Genomic DNA, 22,366 nt, shown 5'->3' with positions numbered 1-22,366 from the left:
ATAAGCACGACTCAAGCCATGTGCGTCACGGAGACCCGTCCCGATGAATATTCCCATCCCGGCCGAAACACCCGATCCGAACATCGACGACCCCACCTTGCCCCCGCCCGGCCCTGATCCGGAACCGATTCCAGAGAAAGACCCGCCACTGGCCCCACAACCGCCACTGGGTGACCCGCCGAGCGAGGCGCCGCCGGAGCGGGTTCGATTCAAGCGTAGTAATAAAGAAACTGGATGACGAAAAACCTGTGCGGGCTTGCTCGCGAAAGCGGTGTGTCAGTCGAGGAAAATATTGCTTGCCACGCCGCCTTCGCGAGCAAGCCCGCTCCACAAGTCTTATATTCAGGATGGTTTGTCGTCCTTCTCCAGCGCCCGGACAATCACCGGCATCACACTGAAAATCGCCAGCGCCAGCACCGTACTGAGCACCGCCGTCGCCTCCCGCCCCAACCCGGCGGCAATGCCAATGGCGGCGGTCATCCAGAGGCCCGCAGCGGTGGTCAGGCCCTTGACGTGGCCTTCGTCGCCGTCGCTGTTCTTCAGGATGGTGCCGGCGCCGAGGAAACCGATGCCGGCGACCACGCCTTGTATCACCCGACTCATGGCATCGGCCTGGGACCCGGACATCTGTGGCACCAATACGAACAGCGCCGCCCCCAGGGCCACGAGCATGTGGGTCCGCACGCCGGCAGCCTTGCCCTTGTGTTCGCGCTCGAAACCCAGGATGCCGCCCAGCAGCGCGGCCATGATCAGGCGCACCGTGACCCGGGTCATCTGCTGGGCATCGGTGATATCGGCGAATTCCGCCTGCAGGGTTACCCAGACTTCATGCCACCAGGTGTCCATGGACCGTCCTCTTTTTTCATTCGATAAACGATGGACCGCAGGCGGCGCCAGAGGTGCGCCTGACCGCTGATCAGCCGCAACGAACCCTGGCTTGGCCGCGAGACCTAACGTTCATGACCCCTGAAGGAGCAACACCATGACTGTTCGTATCGATGACAACCAGACCTGCCATTTCGAAACCCCCAACGGCCCCAAACAACGCCCCGCCAGCGAGCTGGCCATCATCACCGACCCGGACAAGGCCATGTCAGCCGTGGAGATCAACGGTGACCTGGTCTACATCACCGAGGCCGAGGCCGATGCACTGACCGTGGCCGGCGCAGTCGACGGGCGCAAGCACCTGAAGGCCAGCGACAGCGGTTCGGCGATCTGAAGCCCAATCCACAGGCAACAGATGCATTTGTGGCGAGGGGATTTATCCCCGCTGGGGCGCGAAGCGGCCCCAACGTACTGCCTGATACACCGCAGTCACAGATGCATTTGGGGCTGCTTCGCAGCCCAGCGGGGATAAATCCCCTCGCCACAGTAATATGTTCGTCACTTCCGGGGTGCATCAAAGTGTCGCAGGGCCTGGGCTTCGCGGCATCTGATCCGGTTTTTATCGAAGCACCTGAGTCTGTTATGCAAACAGTTCCATGGTCATAGTGCGCCGGCCAGATAGAGGCTGATGAGCGACCGACCATGAGCGATAGAATCCCCGTCCAGTTGATACAGACGTTCGAACCTGCGCCAACGAAGATAAAGGCCAGGAGCACCGACAACCTGATCCACACCCGCAGCTTCACCGGTTTGTTTCGTACCCTGCGCATCAGCGGGGCGGGGGTTCTGTTCCTGCTGTTCTTCGGCACGGTGTGGTTGAACTGGGGCGGCCGCCAGGCGGTGCTCTGGGACCTTTCCGAAAGCAAATTCCACATCTTTGGCGCGACCTTCTGGCCCCAGGATTTCATCCTGCTCTCGGCCCTGCTGATCATCGCCGCCTTCGGCCTGTTCGCGATCACCGTGTTTGCCGGCCGCGTATGGTGCGGCTACACCTGCCCACAGAGCTCCTGGACCTGGATCTTCATGTGGTGCGAGAAAATCACCGAAGGCGAACGCAACCAGCGGATCAAGCTGCAAGCGGCGCCCTGGGGCCTGAACAAGCTCCTGCGCCGCAGCGCCAAGCACACGCTGTGGCTGGCCATCAGCCTGCTCACCGGCCTGACGTTCGTGGGGTACTTCACGCCGATCCGCCCCTTGGCCGAAGAACTGCTGACCCTGCAAATGGCGGGTGTGAGCTTGTTCTGGGTGCTCTTCTTTACCGCAGCCACCTACCTCAATGCCGGCTGGCTGCGGGAAGCGGTGTGCATGCACATGTGCCCTTACGCACGCTTTCAGAGCGTGATGTTCGACAAGGACACACTGACTATTTCCTACGACACGGCCCGTGGTGAAATCCGCGGCCCGCGCAAACGCGAGGCAATCCCAGCCAATATTGGCCTGGGCGACTGCATCGACTGCCAGATGTGCGTGCAGGTCTGCCCCACCGGCATCGACATCCGCGACGGCCTGCAGATGGAATGCATCGGCTGCGCGGCCTGCATCGATGCCTGCGACTCGATCATGGACAAGATGGGCTACGCCCGAGGCCTGATCAAATACACCTCCGAACATCAGTTGCAGGGTGGCAAGACTCACCTGCTGCGTCCTCGGCTGATCGGCTATACCGCCGTGCTGCTGGTAATGATCGGCGCGCTGGTCGTGGCGCTGATGCAACGGCCCATGGTGTCGCTGGACGTCAGCAAGGACCGTGGCCTGTTCCGTGAAAACAGCGCCGGCCAGATCGAGAACATCTACAGCCTGAAAATCATCAACAAGACCCAACAGCGCCAGGATTATCACCTGTCCCTGGTGGACGGCGACGGCTTCATCCTGCAGGGCAAGACCCAACTGAGCCTGGCCCCGGGGGAAATCGTCGATGTGCCGGTGTCCGTAGCGATGCTTAGCGAACGGCCGGGCAAAGGCTCCCAGGAAATGACGTTCAAGGTCGCCGACACTAACGAGCCGGGCATCTACAGCGTTGCCAAGAGCCGTTTTGTCGCACCGATGAATCGGTGAAGCTATAAGATGCCAGGCACCTGTGGGAGCGAGCTCCCACAGTTAAAGAAGTGCAAACCACGCGTCACTCCAGACTAGGCCCCCCATGAAACGCTACGAGAAATTTGCCGACGACATCGCTGAACTGATCCGCTCGGGCATGCTGGGGCCGGGTCAGCGCGTGCCGTCGGTACGCTACGCCAGCCAGACCTACGGTGTCAGCCCGTCCACCGTATTCCAGGCCTATTACCTGCTGGAGCGACGCGGCATGATCCGGGCCCGGCCGCGCTCCGGCTACTTCGTCAACACCCATGCGCCGAGCCCGTTTTCGGAGCCGGCGATCAGCAGCCAGGTGCACGAATCCACCGAAGTCGACGTCAGTGAGCTGGTGTTTTCGGTCCTCGACTCCATCAAGGACCCGGCCACCGTACCGTTCGGCTCGGCATTCCCCAGCCCGATGCTGTTCCCGCTGCAACGGCTGTCCCGTTCGCTGTCCAGCGCATCACGGGACATGGACCCGCGAATGGTGGTCACGGACATGTCGCCGGGCAATCCACACTTGCGCCGCCAGATCGCCCTGCGCTACATGGTCGGCGGGCTGATGCTGCCCATGGAAGAACTGCTGGTCACCAACGGTGCCCTGGAAGCCTTGAACCTGTGCCTGCAAGCCGTGACCGAGCCCGGCGACCTGGTGGCGATCGAAGCGCCAGCGTTCTACGCCAGCCTGCAGGTACTGGAGCGGCTCAAGCTCAAGGCCGTGGAAATTCCCGTCCACCCGCGCGACGGCATCGACCTGGACGTGCTGGCGCAGACACTGGAGCGCCATCCGATCAAGGCCTGCTGGTGCATGACCAGCTTCCAGAATCCCATGGGCGCGACCATGCCCGAGGAACGCAAACAGGCGCTGGTCGAGTTGCTGCGCCGCCATCAGGTGCCGCTGATCGAGGACGACGTGTACGCCGAACTCTATTACGGCCAGCAGGCCCCCAAGCCCGCCAAGGCGTTCGACACCGAAGGGCTAGTGATGCATTGCGGCTCGTTCGCCAAGAGCCTGGCACCGGGTTATCGCATCGGCTGGGTCGCCGCCGGGCGCTACGCGCAGAAGATCGAACGGCTCAAGCTCATGACTTCGTTGTGCGCCTCGATGCCGGCCCAGGCCGCCATCGCCGACTACCTGCAACATGGCGGCTACGACCGTCACCTGCGCAAACTGCGCTACGCCCTGGAAGAACAGCAAAGCGCGATGCTCGCCGCCATCGCCCGCTATTTCCCGGCCCAGACCCGGGTCAGCCAACCGGCGGGCGGTTACTTCCTGTGGCTGGAGCTGCCGCAGCAGATGGACTCGCTGAAATTGTTCCGGATGGCCCTGGCCCAGGGCATCAGCATCGCGCCGGGACCGATCTTTTCAGCGACCCGGCGTTTCAGCAATTGCATCCGCTTGAACTATGGCAGCCCGTGGACCGAGGCGTCTGAAAAAGCCATGGAGACGTTGGGGCGGATTATTCGCTCGTTTTGATATTTGGGTTGCCTGTCGGGCCGCCATCGCGAGCAAGCTTTGCTCCCACATTGGAACGCTGCCCCCTGTGGGAGCAAAGCTTGCTCGCGATAGGGCCAAAACAGACACCCCAGGACTCAGCGCCCCCCACCCAAATCCACAAACGTCCCAGTCGCATACGAAGCCTTGTCCGATAGCAGCCAGATAATCGCTTCAGCCACTTCATCCGGACGACCGCCCCGGGCCATGGGAATCGCCGACTCCAGCTTGCTGACCCGGTCCGGATCGCCGCTCAGGGCATGGAAATCGGTGTAGATGTAGCCGGGGCGCACCGCATTGACGCGAATGCCTTCGCCAGCCACTTCCTTGGACAAGCCGATGGTGAAGGTGTCCAGCGCGCCCTTGGAGGCTGCATAATCGACGTACTCCCCCGGCGCCCCCAGGCGCGCGGCCACCGACGAGACGTTGACGATGCTGCCGCCCTGCCCGCCATGCCTGGGCGACATGCGCAGCACCGCGTGCTTGGCACAAAGAATCGGCCCCAGCACGTTGGTCTTCATGATCTTGAGAATGCGAAATTCGGACATTTCATCGAGCCGGGACTTGTGGGCCACCGTGCCGGCGTTGTTCACCAGGGCGGTGACACGGCCCAGCTCGGCATCCACTCGGTTGAACAGGCCGATCACTTCGTCTTCGATGCTCACGTCGGCCCGCACGGCAATCGCCTGCGCGCCCTTGGCCCGGACCTGCTCGAGCACCTCCTGCGCGGCACTCTCATCGGACTGGTAATTGATGCAGATCCGATAGCCCAAACCGGCAGCCAACAACGCCGTGGCCGCCCCGATTCCGCGGCCGCCACCGGTAATGACGATGACTTTATCCACGTTTGCTTCCCCCATTCCACGGATAGACGTCCGGCCCAAGAATAGCGTTCACGTCATGCTTTGCACAAACCGCTGCGCTTAGCGGGCCAGGGCGCGCAGATCCAGGCGTCCGTCCAACAGCGGCGGGCACCAGTAGTAACCACCGGTGATTGGCCGGCTCATGCGATACAGGCCATCGGTGATGCCGTCTTCCAGGCCACTCATGCGTCGCAGTTGTGCCTCGAAGGCATCAAGAGAGAAACCGAACGCCAGGAACATCAGCCCCGCACGGTCGCCTTCGATCCACGGCATGGAGCGACGTACCACGAACGCCTCCGGGGCGAAGCTTTCCTGGGCGGTGCGCTTGACGTGGGCCGACGCCGGCGCATCGTCGATTTCTTCGTTGTCGCTCAGGCGACGGCCCATGATGTTGTCGCGCTCATGGGGTTGCATCGCCGCGAAGCCGTCCAGATCGTGCTGCCATTGCTGGATCGCGGCGAAACTGCCACCGCGCACCCCGTCGGCGCCCTGGGCCAGGGCGGCAGCGATGGCCGCTTCGTCGTGAGGGTTTTCGGTGCCGTCTTCGTAGCCGGTCAGGTCATGGCCGGTCATATGGCGGAAGGTTTCGTTCATCTGCACCAGCTGCAGCGCCGGGGCCAGCGCCGTCTCGATGGCGCGACTGCGGTGCATCAGCTCGCCGCGGTCTTCGCCGTGCAGCCAGCACCACAGCGCGTGTTGGGTCGACGGGTTGTCCACGCCCACGCCGGCCAACGCAGGAAAGGCCCGCAGGCCTTCGACCTGGACGCCCAGCGCCTGGACCAGTGATTCACCAAAGCCGACCACGGCCCGCCCATCGAGCAGCAACAGGAGTTTGTCTAGCGCAGCCGGCAGTGCCTCGACCGATTCCAGGGCAAAAAACAAATGACGGGCCTGAGGCGGAACAGGGGTGGCGAGAATGCCGGGCTGGTAGTAACTCATGTGAACTCCTTTAGAAAGAGTCGCGAGTTTACCCGGCGGCTGCCGCTTTGTGTGGTTTGGCTTGAGGTCCGGACGCGTCGGACAACCGGGCCGTTTTGCGGGAAGCAATCCCGCGGCCCTGCCAGACGACTCAGGACCATTGCCTCGGCCTGATAGCCTCGGATTGTCGGGCAGCCAAAAACCCCCTAGATTGACCATCCCTCAAGGAAGGCCAACGAGAGCGCTGCACCATGCAAACTGCCAGATCGATACTCGCCGGGACTTTTTTCCTGGTTTGCGGGACGCCCATGGGCTTTGCCCAGGAGCGCATTGAAGACACCGTCAATGCCGTCATTCAGCCCTTGATGAAACAACAGGACATCGCGGGCATGGCGGTAGCGATCACGCATAACGGCCAACGTCGGTTTTTCAACTATGGCGTCGCCGCCAAGGACACGAAAAAACCGGTCACCGAGCAGACCCTCTTCGAAATCGGCTCGATCAGCAAGACCTTCACCGCCACCCTCGGCGCCTATGCCCAGGCCCAGGGCAAGCTGTCCCTGGCGGACCCGGCCAGTCGCTTCGCCCCCGAGCTACGCGGCAGCGCGTTGGAGGGCATCAGCCTGCTCAACCTCGCCACCTATACCGCCGGTGGCCTGCCGTTGCAGTTTCCCGACGAGGCGGACCACCCAGACCGAATGTTTGGCTATTACACCACCTGGAAGCCGCTCTACCCGGCCGGCACCCAGCGGCTCTATTCAAACCCGAGCATCGGCCTGTTCGGCTATCTGGCAGCCCGCAGCATGGGGCGGCCGTTCGACGAGGTGATGGAGCGCACGCTGATGCCAGGGCTGGGCCTCAAGCACAGCTATGTGCGGGTGCCGCAGGATCAGTCGGGCCGATACGCCCAAGGCTATGCAAAAGACGGCAAGCCCGTCCGGGTCGGGCCGGGAGCCCTGGATTCCGAGGCTTACGGGGTGAAAACCAGCTCATCGGACCTGATGCGCTTTCTTGAGGCCAACTTGCGAGCTGAAACACTGGCGGCGGATCTGAAGCAAGCGATCGCCACGACACATACAGGTTTCTACAGGGTTGGCGGGATGAATCAGGGGCTGGGCTGGGAGTACTACCCCGCCCCGTTCACCTTGGATGAGTTGCTCGCAGGCAACACGCCGCAAATGGCCCTGGCCCCACAAAAAGTCGAGCCTCTCAACCCGCCCCGGCCAGCACCGGACGGCGCCTGGATCAACAAGACAGGATCTACCAACGGTTTCGGCGCGTATGCGGCGTTCGTGCCTGGAAAGGACATGGGGATCGTCATGCTTGCCAACAGGAATTACCCGATTGAAGAACGGGTGAAAGCGGCGTACCGGATCCTGATGGCGTTGGATGGCCAATAGCGAGGGCGACGAGCCCGCTGGGCCTGTAGGAGCTGCCGAAGGCTGCGATCTTTTGATCCTTTGATCATTCGCTTGCGACTCAATTGCCTGGAACAAGATCGCAGCCTCGTTGCACTCGTCAGCTCCTACATAGCGCAACCCAGCGGGAGCAAGCGCCCTTGCCACAGGAGCGCCTCGTCGTTACTTGAAGTCAATCATCCAGCGGCTTCGGCGGCGCCGACGGCTTGACTGCCTTGCCAGGCTTGGTGCCTTTCGCATCCTTGGCCGGTGTGGGTTCCGGCGCAGGAGGAGGCGTCGGGGCTGCCGCCTCTTTTTCTGCCGCCGGCAGTTTATCGACGGTGTCGAAGAGCTCTTTCAATTCGATCGCCCCGGAATGCTCAAGCTTCTTCTCCCCGTCCTTGCCCACCAGGATGATCTTGGTCTGCGCTCCGGCTCCCAGCTTGAGCGAGCGAATCAACGCCATGGTGCTCTGCGGATCCAGGTCCTTGCCATCGCGCTGCCCAATGGTATTGAGCACGGTATAGAGCACCATGTTGCGCTCGGAAAAGCCCTGCTTGCCTGCCGGCTCATTCAAGGCCTTTTTCAGGCTCACCCAGGCAGGGTCGACCGTACTGGGCGCGATGACGACAAGGGGACGTGACTTGCCTGCGTCCGCCAACAGGGGCGAGTCGCCGTCGGCAGCGAACAGGGGGCCGGCGATGGCCAGCAAGGTAGCGAAGGTCAACGACCGAATGAGCATGCGCCTCTCCTTTTGATGTTTACGCTGTACTGATTGCACAGGGCGGCGATTGTTCCGCGAGAGTCGCTCAATACTGCGCCTGCCTGACTTGAAGCTTAGGCCAGGGGGGTCATTGCGCAACCGTGGTAACCAACGCGTGCGCGTGGGAAGAGGTGTGACCGCTAAAAGTACAGTCACCACAAGGGATCTCGGTGTCAGTGCTAGAACGCCAGCTTGAACCCGATCATCGCCAGCATTACCGCCAGGCACGGGCGCAGCAACTCGTCGGAGATTCGTCCCGACAGATGACTGCCCAGGTAGATCCCCGGCAACGAACCGATCAACAGCAAACCCAGGATGTGCCAGTCCATGTTGCCCATGCTCGCATGGCCCAGGCCAGCGACCAGGGTCAGCGGCACGGCGTGGGCGATCTCGGTGCCCACCAGGCGCTTGGTGACCAGGAACGGGTAGAGGATGAACAACGCGACGGTGCCCAGGGCGCCAGCGCCTATCGAGGTCAAGGCGACCATCGTACCCAGCACGAGGCCAGTGATGACCGTCAGCACATTGAGTCGCACACCCGAGGGGTTGTAGTGGCCGCCAGCGCGGTCATGCGCGAATTGCAGCAGGCGCTTCTTGAACAGGATCGCCAGGGCGGTGACGAACAACACAAAACCCAGGGCTTGCTTGATCACCGCGTTCATGGCGTCAGGGGAGCTGTGCAGGCTGCTGAGGAACCATAGCGTCAAGCCGACCGCCGGCACGCTGCCCAACGTCAGCCAGCCGGTGATCGCCCAGTCGATGTTGCGGTTTTTGGCATGCACCAGGACACCGCCAGACTTGGTAATGGCCGCGTACAGCAGGTCCGTACCCACCGCCGTCGCAGGGTTGATACCAAACCACAGCAGGATCGGGGTCATCAGCGAACCACCGCCGACGCCGGTCATCCCGACGATGAAACCGACCACCAAGCCTGCAACGACTAAACCGACATTACCGAAATCCATTAAACCCGTCTCAGCACGACCGCGTGAAAAATCTGGCCGCGAGCATAGCGATTTTTCTTATAACCTCCCTATATCAATATGATCTATCTTTATTCCTTCCCCACCAACTCATTGAACCGGCAGGAAGTTGAGGAATAGCAGGCTCTGGGCATAGTTCAGGCCGATGCGCCGGTAGCGCTCGTCAAGCATTTGGGTCAGCAGGTCCAATCGGGCGACGATTTTTCCGAACTCCACGGCAAAACTCAGGTTGCTGCCCTCCTCCGAAATCTCATTGGAAAACAGCAGCGGCGTGCCGTCCTTGTTCTGCCGCTGGCTCAGCAGCCAGGTGGCTTTTTCGATATTGCGCGCAGCGTTGCTGACAAAACGCGGGTCGATGGTGTCAGTCATGTAGAACTCGAGGCGATTGCCATGAGCTGTGACCAGCATGCTGCCGATGGCATAGATGAACGCCCCTACCCGATCGCCGAGAAATTCAGGGCTCATGGCATAGCTCAGGGCGGCCAGGTCCTTCTTGCCTCCCAGGGTCGGCAAGGGTTGTTGCTGCTCGATGGCCATGCGTACCTGTTTTTCCGCGGTACGGGCGTCGAGAAAGCCGGACTTGCGCAGTTCGTCGGGGTTGCGCAGGTACAGCTTGCTCATCAGCAGATAGAGGCTTTGCAGGTTGTCGTGCATCGACAACGTGGCCATGCGGTCAACGCTGGTCTGCAAGAACTCCTGGGGGCGGGTGTTGCTGAACTGCGTGACCATGTCCTGCCCCTGCTGATGGCTGCAGCCGCCGCTGAACAGCATCGACACACCGACCAACAATGCCAGGCAGCAGCGGCGCAATCTCGTCACAGAATAAAAAACACCGGCCATCGAGTCTCGGTCTGGGCATGGGGAAGCGATGGGGGTCGTCGCTTCCAGGCCATGGATAGAGCGGAAAAAATCGCAAAAGTGCAGTGTTCGCAGAAAACTCCCGATATCCAGCAACGCCTCCACCATTCAATTAGTCTTACTTTTTGTTTGATAAATCCCAATTAATGGCTATAAATCCCTTCTCACCCACCAAATAGAAAGACTACTGAACAGAAAAACCTTCAGCGCTGTCCGACCAATAACGGACTCGCCCGCGTTCAAAACAACAACAAAACAACAGGAAGGAAGGTCATACCATGCTTGAATCCAGACAACTGCTCACGGCCCTCGGAGTGTCTCTGATGATCGCCACCTCGGCTTCCCAGGCTGCCGGCCTGACCAACGAACGCAGTGCGTTCGGCAAGACCGACGATGGCACGGCGGTGGAAAAATTCGTGCTGCGCAACAGTCACGGCATGGAGGCCACGGTCATCACCTACGGCGGCATCCTCCAGTCATTGAGCGTGCCGGACAAACACGGCAAGGCCGCCGACATCGTGCTCGGTTTTGACGACGTGCAGGGTTACCAGAAGAACGGCAGCGTGTATTTCGGCGCGACCATCGGCCGCTTCGGCAATCGCCTGGCCGACGGCGCCTTCGAGCTGGACGGCAAGCGTTACCAAGTGCCGCAGAACGACCATGGCAACTCTTTGCACGGCGGGCCGCAAGGGTTCGACAAGCGCGTCTGGAAGGCCCAGCCCCATAATGCCAAGGACTCGGTAGGCGTCACCCTGACCTACCTGTCACCCGATGGCGAGATGGGTTTTCCCGGTGCACTGAAGACCGACGTCACCTACAGCCTCAACGAACAGAACGAGTTGCGGATCGAGTACCAGGCCACCACCGACAAACCCACGGTGCTGAACCTGACCAACCACAGCTATTTCAACCTGGCCGGGGCGGGTAACGGCGACATACTCGAGCAGGTTGCGACCCTGCACGCGGCCCATTACACGCCGGTCACCGGCAAGCTCATTCCCACCGGCGAACTGGCCCCCGTGGCCGGTACGCCGATGGACTTCACCCAACCCACCGCCATCGGCACCCACATCAAGGCCGATCACCCGCAACTCAAATTCGCCGAACCGAAACAGGGCGGCTTCGATTTCAACTGGGCGCTGGACGCCAAGGGCGACGTGAACAAACTGGCCGCCGAGGTGTATGACACAGACTCCGGACGACGCCTGCAGCTCTACACCACCGAGCCTGGCGTGCAGTTCTACACCAGCAACTTCCTCGACGGCACCGTCAAGGGCAAGCAAGGCAAGGTCTATCCACATTGGGGCGCGTTCACCCTGGAAACCCAGCACTACCCCGACTCGCCCAACCAGCCGAACTTCCCCTCGACGCGGCTTGATCCGGGCCAGACCTACACCCAGACCATGGTGTTGAAGTTCTCCGCAAAATAGAAAAACCTGTGCAAAAACCGTAGGAGCTGTCGAGTGCAACGAGGCTGCGATCTTTCCCCTAACACTTGAATTTCAAGCGAAAGATCAAAAGATCAAAAGATCGTCCGAACACAGCCCGAGCCTTCGCCAGCTCCTATGACTATCCTGCTGTTCATTGGATTATCGATCAGCACAACAGGAGAAAGGCATGAGGACGCTGGAATTGGCGGGGGTGTCCGTACCGGTCATTGGCCAGGGCACCTGGCGCATGGGTGAGGAACCGTCTCATCACAAGAAAGAAGTGGCCGCCCTGCGGCTGGGAATCGAATTGGGCATGACCCTGATCGACACGGCGGAGATGTATGCCGAAGGCGGTGCCGAAACCGTCGTTGGCGAAGCGATCACCGGCCTGCGCGACCAGGTTTTCCTGGTGAGCAAGGTCTACCCTCACAACGCCAGTCGCAAAGGCATTCCCCTGGCCTGCGAACGCAGCCTGCGGCGGCTCGACACCGATTACATCGACCTTTACTTGTTGCACTGGCGCGGGCAGTACCCGCTGGACGAAACCGTCGAAGCCTTCGAGCGGCTGCGCGAAGAAGGCAAGATCGGCCGTTGGGGCGTGTCGAACTTCGACGTGGCGGACCTTGAAGAACTGGCCGCGCCGGCCTGCGCGACCAACCAGGTGCTGTACAACCTGCAGCAACGCGGCATCGAATTCGACCTGCTGCCCTGGTGCCAGCGCCAGTCCTTGCCCGTCATGGCCTACTGCCCGGTCGGCCAGGGCGGGCACCTGCTCAAGGATCACACCCTGGGACAGATCGCCGAACGCCATCGCGCAACACCGGCGCAGATCGCACTGGCCTGGCTGTTGCGCCAAGACAATGTGCTTGCCATTCCCAAGGCGGTAAAGCCTGAACATGCGCGCTTGAATGCCGAAGCGGCCAACCTCAAGCTTGAACCGCAGGACCTGGCAGCCCTCGACCTGATATTTCCCCAGCCCCAGGGCAAGCAGCGGCTGGCGATGGTCTAGGAGCTGTGTAGCTGTGTAGGAGCTGTGTAGGAGCTGTCGAGTGCAACGAGGCTGCGATCTTTCCCCTGACACTTGAATCTCAAGCGAAAGATCAAGATCAAGATCAAGATCAAGATCAAGATCAAGATCAAGATCAAGATCAAAAGATCGCAGGCTTCGCCAGCTCCTACAGAGCCAAAAGAGCATCCCCCAGCCCACAATGCAGAGGTGACTAAAACAACCCCATCTGCCCGCCCACCAACGTCGAGAAATCATCGTCCACAAACGGCAGGATCGCATCCGCCACCGGCTGTAGCTGTTTGGTCACGTAGTGGTCGTAATCGATTGGCGCGCTGCGGGTTTCCAGCGGCTCGGGGCCGGCAACGGTGATGACGTAGCTGATCCAGCCGCCATTCTGGTATTGCCGCGGACGACCCTGGCGCTGGTTGAACTCATCGGCCAGCCGCGCGGCCCGCACGTGAGGTGGAACGTTGCGTTCGTAGTCGTCCAGCGGCCGACGCAGGCGCTTGCGATAGACCAGCCGATCATCGAACGCACCGGCCAGGGTCTGCTGCACATAATCGCGCACATAATCCTGATAGGGCTGGCGATGGAAGATTCGCCCGTACAGCTCCTGCTGGAACTGCCGGGCCAGCGGCGACCAGTCGGTGCGCACGGTTTCCAGGCCTTTGTAGACGATTTCATCGCTGCCGTCGGCACGGGTTACCAATCCGGCGTAGCGTTTCTTGCTGCCCTCTTCGGCGCCCCGGATGGTCGGCATCAGAAAGCGCTTGAAATGCGTTTCGAACTGCAGTTCCAGCGCACTCTCGAGTCCGAACTCGGCACGCACCTGCTCACGCCACCATTGATTGACGTGGGCCACCAGGTCTTGGCCGATCCTGGCCGCTTCCTCCTGGCCATGGGCACGGCGTAGCCAAACGAACGTGGAATCGGTATCGCCATAGATCACCACATGTCCCTGGGCTTCGATCAACTGGCGGGTGCGCTGCATGATCTGGTGGCCGCGCAGGGTGATGGACGAGGCCAGGCGCGGATCGAAGAAGCGACAGCCGCTGGAACCGAGCACGCCATAAAAGGCGTTCATGATGATTTTCAACGCCTGGGACAGCGGCGCATTGTGTTCGCGCTTGGCGGTCTCCCGGCCTTCAGCGACCCGCGCCACGATGGCCGGCAGGCAATGGCGGGTACGGGAGAAGCGCGCCCCGCGAAAGCCTGGCACCGATGCCTGGTCATCCGGGTGGCGCAACCCTTCGATCAAGCCCACCGGGTCGATCAGGAAGGTGCGGATGATCGATGGGTACAGGCTCTTGTAGTCCAGCACCAGCACCGACTCGTAGAGCCCCGGCTGGGAGTCCATGACAAACCCACCCGGGCTGGCCTCGGGCGGGCGCTGGCCCAGGTTGGGTGCAACAAACCCTTGGCGATGCATCAGCGGCATGTACAGGTGCGTGAAGGCCGCCACCGAACCGCCGCTGCGATCCGCCGGCAGGCCGGTGACGCTGGCCCGTTCCAAGAGGAACGTGAGCAGTTCGGTCTTGGCGAAGATCCGCGTCACCAGTTCACAGTCCTTGAGGTTGTAGCGGGCCAGGGCCGGCTTGTCCTCGGCGAACATGCGATTGATCTCGTCCATGCGCTGGTAGGGGTTATCGATGGACTTGCCCTCCCCCAACAGCGTCTGGGCGACGTTTTCCAGGCTGAACGACGGAAAACTCCAAGTGGCCGAACGCAGGGACTCGATGCCGTCGATGATCAGCCGGCCAGCGGCCGAGGCGAAAAAGTGGTTGTTGCGCGCGCCGTGCTCGCGCCATTGCATCTCTTCGCCACCGCGTCCCAGGCGCAACGGCACGGCCAGGCGCCGGGCGTGTTCATGCAGCACCCGCAGGTCGAACTGCACCAGGTTCCAGCCAATGATCGCGTCAGGGTCGAAACGGGCAAACCATTCGTTGAGTTTCTTCAGCAGCAACGTGCGCGATTCGCAATATTCCAGCTGGAAATCCACGCCGGTATCGTCGCCATTGGGGGGGCCGAGCATGTACACCTGGCGCTCGCCGCAGCCTTCCAGGGCAATGGAATACAAATCGCCCTGGGCGGTGGTTTCGATGTCCAGGGACACCAGGCGCAACGGTGGACGGTATCCGGGCGCCGGTTTCATCTGGACGTCGACCAGCAGGCCATCGGCGGCCGGCGTACCGCCAAACCAGACCGGGGCGGTGATGAAGCGCTCCATCAGGTAGCGCTCCGGCGGGCGAATGTCCGCTTCGAACACCTCCACACCGGCGCGGCGCAAGGTGGTGTCCAGGCGCATCAACTGGGCATGTTGCTGGCAATACAGCCCCAGCACCGGACGATGCTCGAAATCCAGCAGCTCCAGGGGGCGTAGTTCTACCTCCTTCTCCCCTTGCAGCAAGGCCTCGAGCTGGCCGCGCTGGATCTGCGGCACAAAGGCCACCGACGTCTGCACCGGCAGGCGCACGCGCCGGGGACCGGCGTCGGTCGCCAGCCAGAACTCGACTTCGGTGCCGGCCGGGGTGTCGCGCCAATGCCGGGTCAGGACGAAGCCCTGCTGTAAATCCACCGCTGCAACCTCGAATTCTACGCAAGCGACGATTCTACCCTGTGGCGAGGGGATTTATTCCTTTGTGGGAGCAAGGCTTTTGTGGGAGCAAGGCTTGCCCGCGATGCGGTTCAACTGCTAGACCGTGTCATCGTTCATCGCGAGCAAGCTTTGCTCCCACAGGCTTGCTCCCACAGAGGGCCCCCACTGGCCACATGCTGGATGACATCACATCGGCGGGAAATTCACCGGCCATGACGCTTTTGGACGACTGGCCGCCGCTTTACCGCTTGCTCTGCGCCGTTGGGTCTACGATGCTTTAACAACCAGCAAAAACAACACCCGAGGCTCCCCATGAAAACCGTCGCGCAGTTGCTCCGGCTAAAAGATGAGAAGAACCAGCAAGTGCACACCATCTCACCGGACGACATGGTATTGCAGGCCCTGCTGCGCATGGCCGAGAAGAACGTCGGTGCCTTGCTGGTGGTGAAGAACGACGAAGTACTGGGGATCATCAGCGAGCGCGACTATGCCCGCAAAATGGTCTTGCGCGGTCGCTCATCGGTGGGCACGAAGGTCAGTGACATCATGGTCTCCCCCGTGATCACCATCGACCCGCACCAGAACGTCGAGACCTGCCTGAGCATCATGACCGAAAAACACCTGCGACATTTGCCCGTGGTAGAGGACGGCAAACTGGTCGGCCTGCTGTCCATCGGCGACCTGGTCAAGGAAGCCATCGCCGAACAGGCCGATCTGATCAGACAACTGGAGCAATACATCCGCGGGGAATGATCCGCTCGGGCGGGTTGCTCATTCTCCACTATATTGAAAGGGTTGTTCCTGCGAGCATCCTGATGGCCAACACCGACCGACTGATCATTTGTGAACATTGCGATGCAGTGTACGAGCCGGTTGAGCTCGCCCCGCACCAGAGAGCCACGTGCGTGCGTTGCCAGGCGGTGATCCAGCGCTACAGCGGCCTGACCATCGAGCAGCGCCTGGCCTTGAGCGTAACGGCCGCGGTGTTGTGGATTTTCGCCAACATCTACCCGGTGATGACCATTCGCCTCCAGGGGCTGAGCAACAGCGCGACGTTATGGGACTCCATCGTGGCGCTGAGCCAGGGCCCCATCACCTTCATCGCCCTGGTGACAGCGGTGACGATCATCATTGCGCCGGCCTTCCAACTGGCGCTGCTGCTCTGGGTGCTGGGCCATGCCTATCTCCAGCGGCGGGCGCCAGGGTTCAGCCTGTGCATGCGCAGCCTGGAAACCCTGCGTCCCTGGAGCATGCTGGAGGTGTGCCTGCTGGGCGCGCTGGTGGCGGTGATCAAGCTCGCCGGCCTGCTGGACGTGCTCCCGGGCATCGGCCTGTTCGCCCTGGCGGCCTTGAGCCTGCTGATGATCCGCATTGCCGGGCGCGATGTCCGCGACCTGTGGAACAGCCTATGAACGGCAAGCCGCTGGATACTGTGCCGGACGCCCGCGACCTGAACCTCTGCCTGTGCCACAACTGCGGCCTGGCCTGCGACATGACCGATGAGCCCCAGGCCTGCCCCCGCTGCGACGCCGCCCTGCATCGACGCAAACCCGACGCCATCGCCCGCACCTGGGCCTACATGCTCGCCGCGCTGGTGTTCTACATTCCGGCCAATCTGATTCCGGTCATGAATACCCAGATGCTCGGCGAAGGCGCCGACAGCACCATCATCAGCGGCGTCATCGAATTCTGGCAAAGCGGTGCCTGGGACATCGCCCTGATTATCTTCATCGCCAGCATCGCGGTGCCCGGCATCAAGTTCGTGGTACTGACCCTGCTGCTGGTGACTGCACAGCGGCGCAGCACCTGGGCCCAGGTCCAGCGGGCGAAGCTGTACCGGCTGGTGGAAGTCATCGGCTACTGGTCGATGCTCGATGTGCTGGTGGTGGCCCTGGTGGCGGCATTGGTCAAGTTCCAGGCACTGAGCGACATCGAACCGCGGCCAGGCATCCTGTTTTTCGGCCTTGTGGTGCTCTTCACCATGCTGTCGGCCATGAGTTTCGACCCCCGGCTGATCTGGGACACTCAACCCTTCGAGGAGGTCATGGATGAAGTCGCAAGCCACTGACGTGCAGCAACCCGCACCCGGCCGCGCCCATGTCACCACCCGCCGCTGGACGGTGTCACTGGTGTGGATCGTGCCGATCATCGCGGTGCTGGTGGGCATTTCCCTGGTGGTCCACAACTGGCTGCAGGAAGGCCCGACCATCACCATTACCTTCAAGACCGGCCAGGGCCTGACCGCCAACAAGACCCAGGTGAAATATCGCAACGTGGTCATCGGTCAGGTCACCGACGTGCAACTGAGCGAAAACCAGAAGCACGTCACCGCCACGGTCAAGCTCGCCAAGACAGCCGAAAATTTTACTCACGAAGACTCGGTGTACTGGGTGGTAAGGCCGCGCATCGGGGCCGGCGGGATCTCGGGGATCGACACCTTGTTTTCCGGAGACTTCATCGGGGCCGACGCCGGTCAGTCGAAAGCGCGTGTCAAGTCCTTCACGGGTCTGGAGAACCCGCCGCCGATTACTTACGGCGAACCAGGCAAGCGCTTCACCCTGCATTCCCGGGACCTTGGCTCGCTGGACATCGGCTCTCCGGTGTACCTACGCAAGATCCCGGTGGGCCAGGTCGTGTCCTACGCCTTGGACGCCGAGGGCAAAGGCGTGAACATCGATGTGTTCGTCAACGCACCCAATGATGCGTACGTCACCGAAAACACCCGGTTCTGGAACGTCAGCGGTGTGGACGTGAACGTCGGTGCCAATGGTTTCGCGGTCAAGACCGAGTCGCTCTCGGCCTTGCTGCTGGGCGGCATCGCGTTCCAGGCGCCGGAATACAGTCCAGACGACACCACGGCCAGCGAAGACAAGACCTTCGAACTGTTTGCCGACCAGCAGAGCGCCCTCGCCCCTCCCGACGGCAAGGCGCAATACCTGGCCCTGCGGTTCGATCAGGCACTGCGCGGGTTGCGAGTCGGCGCGCCGGTAGAGTTCCTCGGAGTGGAAATCGGCCGGGTGGTGGCCATCAATCTGGATTTCGATGAGAAACAGCGCAGCTTCCCGGTCGACGTCGGCATAGTGATGTACCCGCAGCGCCTGGGCAAGGCCCATGAAAAAATGCTCAAGTCGCTCAATCACAACCCAGAGGACGAAGCCGCTGGCGCCCGCCTGATCGGCAGCTTCGTCGAACGCGGCCTGCGCGCCCAGGCCCGCAGCGGCAATCTGCTGACCGGACAGTTGTACATCTCGCTGGACTTCTACCCCAAGGCGGAAAAAGTCGCCTTCGACCCAAGCGACCGCCCCGTGCGTATCCCGACCATTCCGGGCAGCCTCCAACAGCTGCAGGAACAATTGCAGGCAATGGTCGAGCGAATCAATAAACTGCCACTGGAGAATATTGCCGGCAACCTGAATGGCAACCTGGTGGAGCTGCGCAAAGGCCTGGCCCTGTTCAACAGCAAGACCCTGCCGGGTGTGCAAAGCACCTTGCAAGACGTCAGCAAGACCCTGCAATCGGCCAACTCGACCCTGGCCGAAGATTCACCGCAGCGCGAACAACTGACCCAGACCCTGGACGACCTGGGGCGCATGTCGCGCTCGCTGCGCGAGCTGTCGGACTACCTGAGCCGCCATCCCGAATCGCTGCTTCGCGGCCGTCCCAAGGACGCACCGGCGCACAACCTCACATTGCCGGTGAAAGAATGATCACAGGAGCACGCCCCATGCCACTGACGTTGAAACTTACCCTGGTTGTCGTGGCGTTGCTGCTCGGCGCCTGCCGCAGCGATCCGATCCACTACCACACCCTGAGCCCGGCTCAACCTGCAGGCCAATCGCGGTCCAACGTGGACATCCAGATTGAACTGGTCAGCGTCCCACCCCAAGTGGATCGCACCCAGATGGTCATTCGCCAGGGCAACAGCGGGTTGGCGATCCTGGAAACCGAATGGTGGGGTGCCAGCCTGGCCGATGAACTGCACAGCAGCCTGGACGAACAGCTGAGCAACCCTGGCGCGCCTAAATCATTGCTGCGGGTAGACGTGCAACGCTTTGACTCGATCCCCGGTCGCTATGCCCGCATGGATGTGCAATGGCGGCTGCGCAACCTGGGCAACGACACCCGCCCTCTTACGTGCCGTAGCAGCCTGCAAACCCCGGCAGGCGCCAGTATCGACGAACTGGTGACGGCGCATCAGGAGAACGTCCGGCAATTTGTCGACCTTGTCGAGCAAGCGGCTGCACGCAAGGCGTGTCCTTGACCCTGTAGGAGCTGCCGAAGGCTCGGGCCGCGTTCGGACGATCTTTTGATCTTTTGATCTTTTAATCTTTTAATCTTTTGCTCTTTTGCTTGAGATTCAAGCGTCAGCGCAAAGATCGCAGCCTCGCTTCGCTCGGCAGCTCCTACGCAGCTCCTACAATGGCCAATGCAGCGACAGCACCGGCGCAATGCGCGGATGGTGGTCGATGCGCTCCAGCAACTCGTAGAACGCTGGACGGGCGCCCAGCATCGCCTCCCGCGTGTTTCTCCACTTCGTGATCACGGCCGCCAGGATATCCAGCGCCCCCGGTTCGTCACCGCCGAGAAAAGGTCGGGCCGGGAACTGGTCGGCAAACAGCGCCCAATTGCGATACAGCCGTTGCTGCGTACCGGATATCAATCGATGCCGAGTCGCTTCGTCCGCCTCGTCCAGCCAGCGTTCCGGAAAATCGATAATGCCGATGAGCGTGTAGCAATTGGCCGCGATGTAGACCAGGCCCCGTATGGCTTGCGCACGCGCGGCCGGGTCTTGTGGGAGCAGCTTCGATGCTGGGAAGGTCAACCCGAGGTGAATCAGGATCGCCGCCGCTTCGGTCAGCACCGAACCATCCGGCAACTGCAGGGTCGGCACCTGCTTCAGGGGATTGAGTGCCTCGAGCGCTTTCGCCGCATCGTTGTCTTGCGTCGAATAGGCATCGACTCGCCGAAAAGCCACCTCACAGAGACGCAGGGCAACCTCCACCGCCGAAGAACCGGATTGCCTGCAACCGAATAACTGATACATGACGCACCTCCTGCATAAGCGTTAGCTGGTAGAGCCCGCGACCTGATCAGTGTTCCATCAAGCTGACCGGTAGCGGGCCAACGAGCTATCACTGCCGTCGATGTTCACCATCATGTCAATGAAGTTCTCTTGATGATCGCCCGGGACAACAATGGCCCCACACAAACCACTGCACCCCCGGAGCACACCATCATGAAACGCCAAGTCATCCTCAGCCTCGCTTTCTCTGTACTGGCCGCCAACGTATTTGCCGCCTCTGCCCAACCCGTCGTCGCCGAGGGCGGTTCTGATCGCCTGATCGAAAACCGCGTCGCTGAAGGCGGTGCCGATCGCCTGCTGGAACGTCGTGTCGCTGAAGGTGGCTCCGACCGCCTGATCGAAAACCGCGTCGCTGAAGGCGGTGCCGATCGCCTGCTGGAACGTCGTGTGGCTGAAGGTGGCTCCGATCGCCTGATCGAAAACCGCGTCGCTGAAGGCGGTGCCGATCGCCTGCTGGAACGTCGTGTCGCTGAAGGTGGCTCCGATCGCCTGATCGAAAACCACGTCGCTGAAGGCGGTGCCGATCGCCTGCTGGAACGTCGTGTCGCTGAAGGTGGCTCCGATCGCCTGATCGAAAACCACGCATGAGTTGTTTGAACGCAACAAATGATCGGCAACACACCTCGTGGCGAGGGAGCTTGCTCCCGCTCGGGCGCGCAGCGGCCGCACCCACCCCGCCACCCTGAAAGCCCGGCCTCATCCGCCGGGCTTTTTATGCTCAACGCCTGGCTAACGCCCCGACGCCCGCTTCATGCATTGCTGATAACGCTCATCCACCCGCTTGGCAAACCACGCCGTGGTCAGCTTGCGCGTGATCTTCGGGCTCTTGAGCACGATCCCCGGCAATACCGCCCGTGGCAACGCCTTGCCCTCGGTTCGCTCAGCCAGCTTGAACACGCTCTTGTAGAGTTTGCTGTCCTCGAACGCCAGGCTGTCACCCTGCTCCAGTTGATCGCGAATGGTCGGGTTGCGCATTCCCAGCGACTTGCCCAGCGTGCGCACCGCCAGTTCGGTGCTGCCTGGCATGATGGAATCATGGGCAATCAGATCGCCGTCCAGCGCCAGGAAAATGCCCGACGCCACACTCACCGCATGCTGGAAAGCCGCGTTGCGGCTGGCGTACCACCCGGCATTGAAATCGGCAAAACGATACAACGGCTCGGTGTAGCTCACCGGATAGCCCAGCAAATGCGCGATACCGAAATACATCCCGCCACGACGGCTGAACACTTCGCGACGAATCGAGCCTTCCACCGCATAGGGATAATTGCGCGCATTGGCCTGGGCAAACGCGATGCTGACCTGCATCGGTCCACCGGTGTGCACCGGATTGAAATCGCCGAACAACGTCTTGCCCAGCGGCACCATGCCGATGAAATCATCGAAAATCCCGCTCAGCTCTTTCTCGCTACGCGCCGCATTGAGTCGATCGCTGTAGCTTTTGCCGTTGGGCGAACGCACCTGGAGCGCGCCGCTGACCAACAGCTCCGGAATGTGCACCTTCGCCGCACGGCGGTTGATCTCCTGACGAGCGATCTTGCCCAGCCCCGGCACGGGCGGGTCAGATTGGAACGTCGACTCCTGTTCGGTCACCGCCAGGACAGCACAGAGGTTCTGCGTCGTAGAGGGAATCTGCTGGGCCGCAAAGGCCACGTAGATGTCAGTCGCCCAGCCTTCTCGATCCTTAGTCTTGGCCGGCAACAACTGCACGATCTGCTTCTTGACCTCAGCGGGCTGACGCTCAGGCTCCTGCGCCTGACGGCTGCCGCAACCAGCCAAGGCCAGCAGCGCAGCAAGGCTGATCATCAATCGGTTGAATTGCATGGTGCTCCATCGGGTTCGTTATTGCGGAGCAACCATACGATCAAAAGTGGATGCAGGCTATGCCCAATGTGGGAGCGAGCCTGCTCGCAATGACGGCGGCACAGGCAACACTGATGCAAGCTGACCCCACCGCTTTCGCGAGCAAGCTCGCTCCCACAAGGGAGTGGCGGTGAACATGGATCTCACACC

The 22,366-nt window shown here is 61.5% G+C and carries 22 protein-coding genes; 13 read left to right on the top strand and 9 right to left on the bottom strand.

All coding sequences use genetic code 11. The features are described from left to right. Positions 1–43: 43 nt before the first annotated feature. Complete coding sequence (locus GFU70_RS10080; RefSeq protein ID WP_153387954.1) at positions 44–238, top strand: hypothetical protein; 195 nt, start codon at positions 44–46, stop codon at positions 236–238. A 104-nt stretch (positions 239–342) separates the two neighbouring features. On the opposite strand, the gene GFU70_RS10075 is transcribed toward GFU70_RS10080, so the two are convergent. Next, positions 343–846, bottom strand: a complete 504-nt coding sequence (locus GFU70_RS10075; RefSeq protein WP_153387953.1) for an MgtC/SapB family protein — start codon at positions 844–846, stop codon at positions 343–345. Between the two features lie 136 nt (positions 847–982). Between GFU70_RS10075 and GFU70_RS10070 the strand changes: the two genes are divergently transcribed. From GFU70_RS10070 to mapR, 3 genes are all read left to right on the top strand, one after another. Further along, positions 983–1,219 (top strand): DUF3203 family protein, encoded by a 237-nt coding sequence (locus GFU70_RS10070; RefSeq protein ID WP_153387952.1) that lies wholly within the window; start codon positions 983–985, stop codon positions 1,217–1,219. A 308-nt stretch (positions 1,220–1,527) separates the two neighbouring features. Then, entirely contained in the window at positions 1,528–2,940 is a 1,413-nt protein-coding gene (gene ccoG, locus GFU70_RS10065) for a cytochrome c oxidase accessory protein CcoG (protein WP_153387951.1), read from the top strand. Between the two features lie 85 nt (positions 2,941–3,025). Then, complete coding sequence (gene mapR, locus GFU70_RS10060) at positions 3,026–4,435, top strand: GntR family transcriptional regulator MpaR (protein ID WP_058545646.1); 1,410 nt, start codon at positions 3,026–3,028, stop codon at positions 4,433–4,435. Positions 4,436–4,551: 116 nt separating this feature from the next. Here mapR and GFU70_RS10055 read toward each other — a convergent pair whose 3' ends face one another. Next, complete coding sequence (locus tag GFU70_RS10055; protein ID WP_153387950.1) at positions 4,552–5,298, bottom strand: SDR family oxidoreductase; 747 nt, start codon at positions 5,296–5,298, stop codon at positions 4,552–4,554. Positions 5,299–5,376: 78 nt separating this feature from the next. Beyond that, a complete protein-coding gene (locus tag GFU70_RS10050) occupies positions 5,377–6,255 on the bottom strand; it encodes a Dyp-type peroxidase (protein WP_153387949.1) in 879 nt (292 codons plus the stop codon). Between the two features lie 230 nt (positions 6,256–6,485). Here GFU70_RS10050 and ampC point away from each other — a divergent pair, with 230 nt between their 5' ends. Beyond that, positions 6,486–7,634 (top strand): class C beta-lactamase, encoded by a 1,149-nt coding sequence (ampC, locus tag GFU70_RS10045; RefSeq protein ID WP_116642768.1) that lies wholly within the window; start codon positions 6,486–6,488, stop codon positions 7,632–7,634. A 190-nt stretch (positions 7,635–7,824) separates the two neighbouring features. On the opposite strand, the gene GFU70_RS10040 is transcribed toward ampC, so the two are convergent. The 3 genes from GFU70_RS10040 to GFU70_RS10030 form a co-directional block, all read right to left on the bottom strand. Then, complete coding sequence (locus GFU70_RS10040; protein WP_153387948.1) at positions 7,825–8,373, bottom strand: DUF4174 domain-containing protein; 549 nt, start codon at positions 8,371–8,373, stop codon at positions 7,825–7,827. Positions 8,374–8,573: 200 nt separating this feature from the next. Then, on the bottom strand, positions 8,574–9,359 hold the full coding sequence (locus GFU70_RS10035) for a sulfite exporter TauE/SafE family protein (protein WP_058543775.1): 786 nt from the start codon (positions 9,357–9,359) through the stop codon (positions 8,574–8,576). A 108-nt stretch (positions 9,360–9,467) separates the two neighbouring features. After that, positions 9,468–10,217 (bottom strand): hypothetical protein, encoded by a 750-nt coding sequence (locus tag GFU70_RS10030; protein WP_116642769.1) that lies wholly within the window; start codon positions 10,215–10,217, stop codon positions 9,468–9,470. A gap of 296 nt (positions 10,218–10,513) precedes the next feature. On the opposite strand from GFU70_RS10030, the gene GFU70_RS10025 reads away from it, so the two are divergent. Next, entirely contained in the window at positions 10,514–11,665 is a 1,152-nt protein-coding gene (locus GFU70_RS10025) for an aldose epimerase family protein (protein WP_058543773.1), read from the top strand. 187 nt (positions 11,666–11,852) lie between these two features. Further along, complete coding sequence (locus GFU70_RS10020; RefSeq protein WP_153387947.1) at positions 11,853–12,674, top strand: aldo/keto reductase; 822 nt, start codon at positions 11,853–11,855, stop codon at positions 12,672–12,674. A 211-nt stretch (positions 12,675–12,885) separates the two neighbouring features. Here the strand turns inward: GFU70_RS10020 and GFU70_RS10015 are convergent, their stop codons facing one another. Then, entirely contained in the window at positions 12,886–15,249 is a 2,364-nt protein-coding gene (locus tag GFU70_RS10015; RefSeq protein WP_058543771.1) for a DNA polymerase II, read from the bottom strand. Between the two features lie 333 nt (positions 15,250–15,582). On the opposite strand from GFU70_RS10015, the gene GFU70_RS10010 reads away from it, so the two are divergent. The 5 genes from GFU70_RS10010 (at position 15,583) to GFU70_RS09990 (ending at position 19,531) form a co-directional block, all read left to right on the top strand. Then, positions 15,583–16,023 (top strand): CBS domain-containing protein, encoded by a 441-nt coding sequence (locus GFU70_RS10010; RefSeq protein WP_058543770.1) that lies wholly within the window; start codon positions 15,583–15,585, stop codon positions 16,021–16,023. A 62-nt stretch (positions 16,024–16,085) separates the two neighbouring features. Then, complete coding sequence (locus tag GFU70_RS10005; protein ID WP_058543780.1) at positions 16,086–16,682, top strand: paraquat-inducible protein A; 597 nt, start codon at positions 16,086–16,088, stop codon at positions 16,680–16,682. Continuing rightward, complete coding sequence (locus GFU70_RS10000; RefSeq protein WP_058543769.1) at positions 16,679–17,338, top strand: paraquat-inducible protein A; 660 nt, start codon at positions 16,679–16,681, stop codon at positions 17,336–17,338. Before GFU70_RS10005 ends, GFU70_RS10000 begins: the two co-directional genes overlap by 4 nt. Beyond that, entirely contained in the window at positions 17,319–18,977 is a 1,659-nt protein-coding gene (locus GFU70_RS09995) for an intermembrane transport protein PqiB (protein WP_153387946.1), read from the top strand. The genes GFU70_RS10000 and GFU70_RS09995 overlap by 20 nt, the downstream gene beginning before the upstream one ends. A gap of 17 nt (positions 18,978–18,994) precedes the next feature. After that, positions 18,995–19,531, top strand: coding sequence for a membrane integrity-associated transporter subunit PqiC (locus GFU70_RS09990; protein ID WP_058543767.1), 537 nt, complete (start codon positions 18,995–18,997; stop codon positions 19,529–19,531). Between the two features lie 153 nt (positions 19,532–19,684). Here GFU70_RS09990 and GFU70_RS09985 read toward each other — a convergent pair whose 3' ends face one another. After that, positions 19,685–20,314: a glutathione S-transferase family protein gene (locus tag GFU70_RS09985; RefSeq protein WP_058543766.1), complete on the bottom strand. Its 630-nt coding sequence runs from the start codon at positions 20,312–20,314 to the stop codon at positions 19,685–19,687. A gap of 192 nt (positions 20,315–20,506) precedes the next feature. On the opposite strand from GFU70_RS09985, the gene GFU70_RS09980 reads away from it, so the two are divergent. After that, on the top strand, positions 20,507–20,941 hold the full coding sequence (locus tag GFU70_RS09980) for a phage infection protein (RefSeq protein ID WP_193034287.1): 435 nt from the start codon (positions 20,507–20,509) through the stop codon (positions 20,939–20,941). 141 nt (positions 20,942–21,082) lie between these two features. Here the strand turns inward: GFU70_RS09980 and GFU70_RS09975 are convergent, their stop codons facing one another. Next, the gene (locus GFU70_RS09975) at positions 21,083–22,177 is read right to left on the bottom strand and encodes a DUF1615 domain-containing protein (protein ID WP_153387944.1); all 1,095 of its coding nucleotides are present in this window, start codon (positions 22,175–22,177) and stop codon (positions 21,083–21,085) included. Between the last annotated feature and the right edge of the window lie 189 nt (positions 22,178–22,366).

Source organism: Pseudomonas brassicacearum (assembly GCF_009601685.2).
Lineage (GTDB): Bacteria > Pseudomonadota > Gammaproteobacteria > Pseudomonadales > Pseudomonadaceae > Aquipseudomonas > Aquipseudomonas kilonensis_B.
The sequence above is the reverse complement of the archived record's forward strand: the minus strand, read 5'-3'. Positions and strand labels throughout refer to the sequence as shown.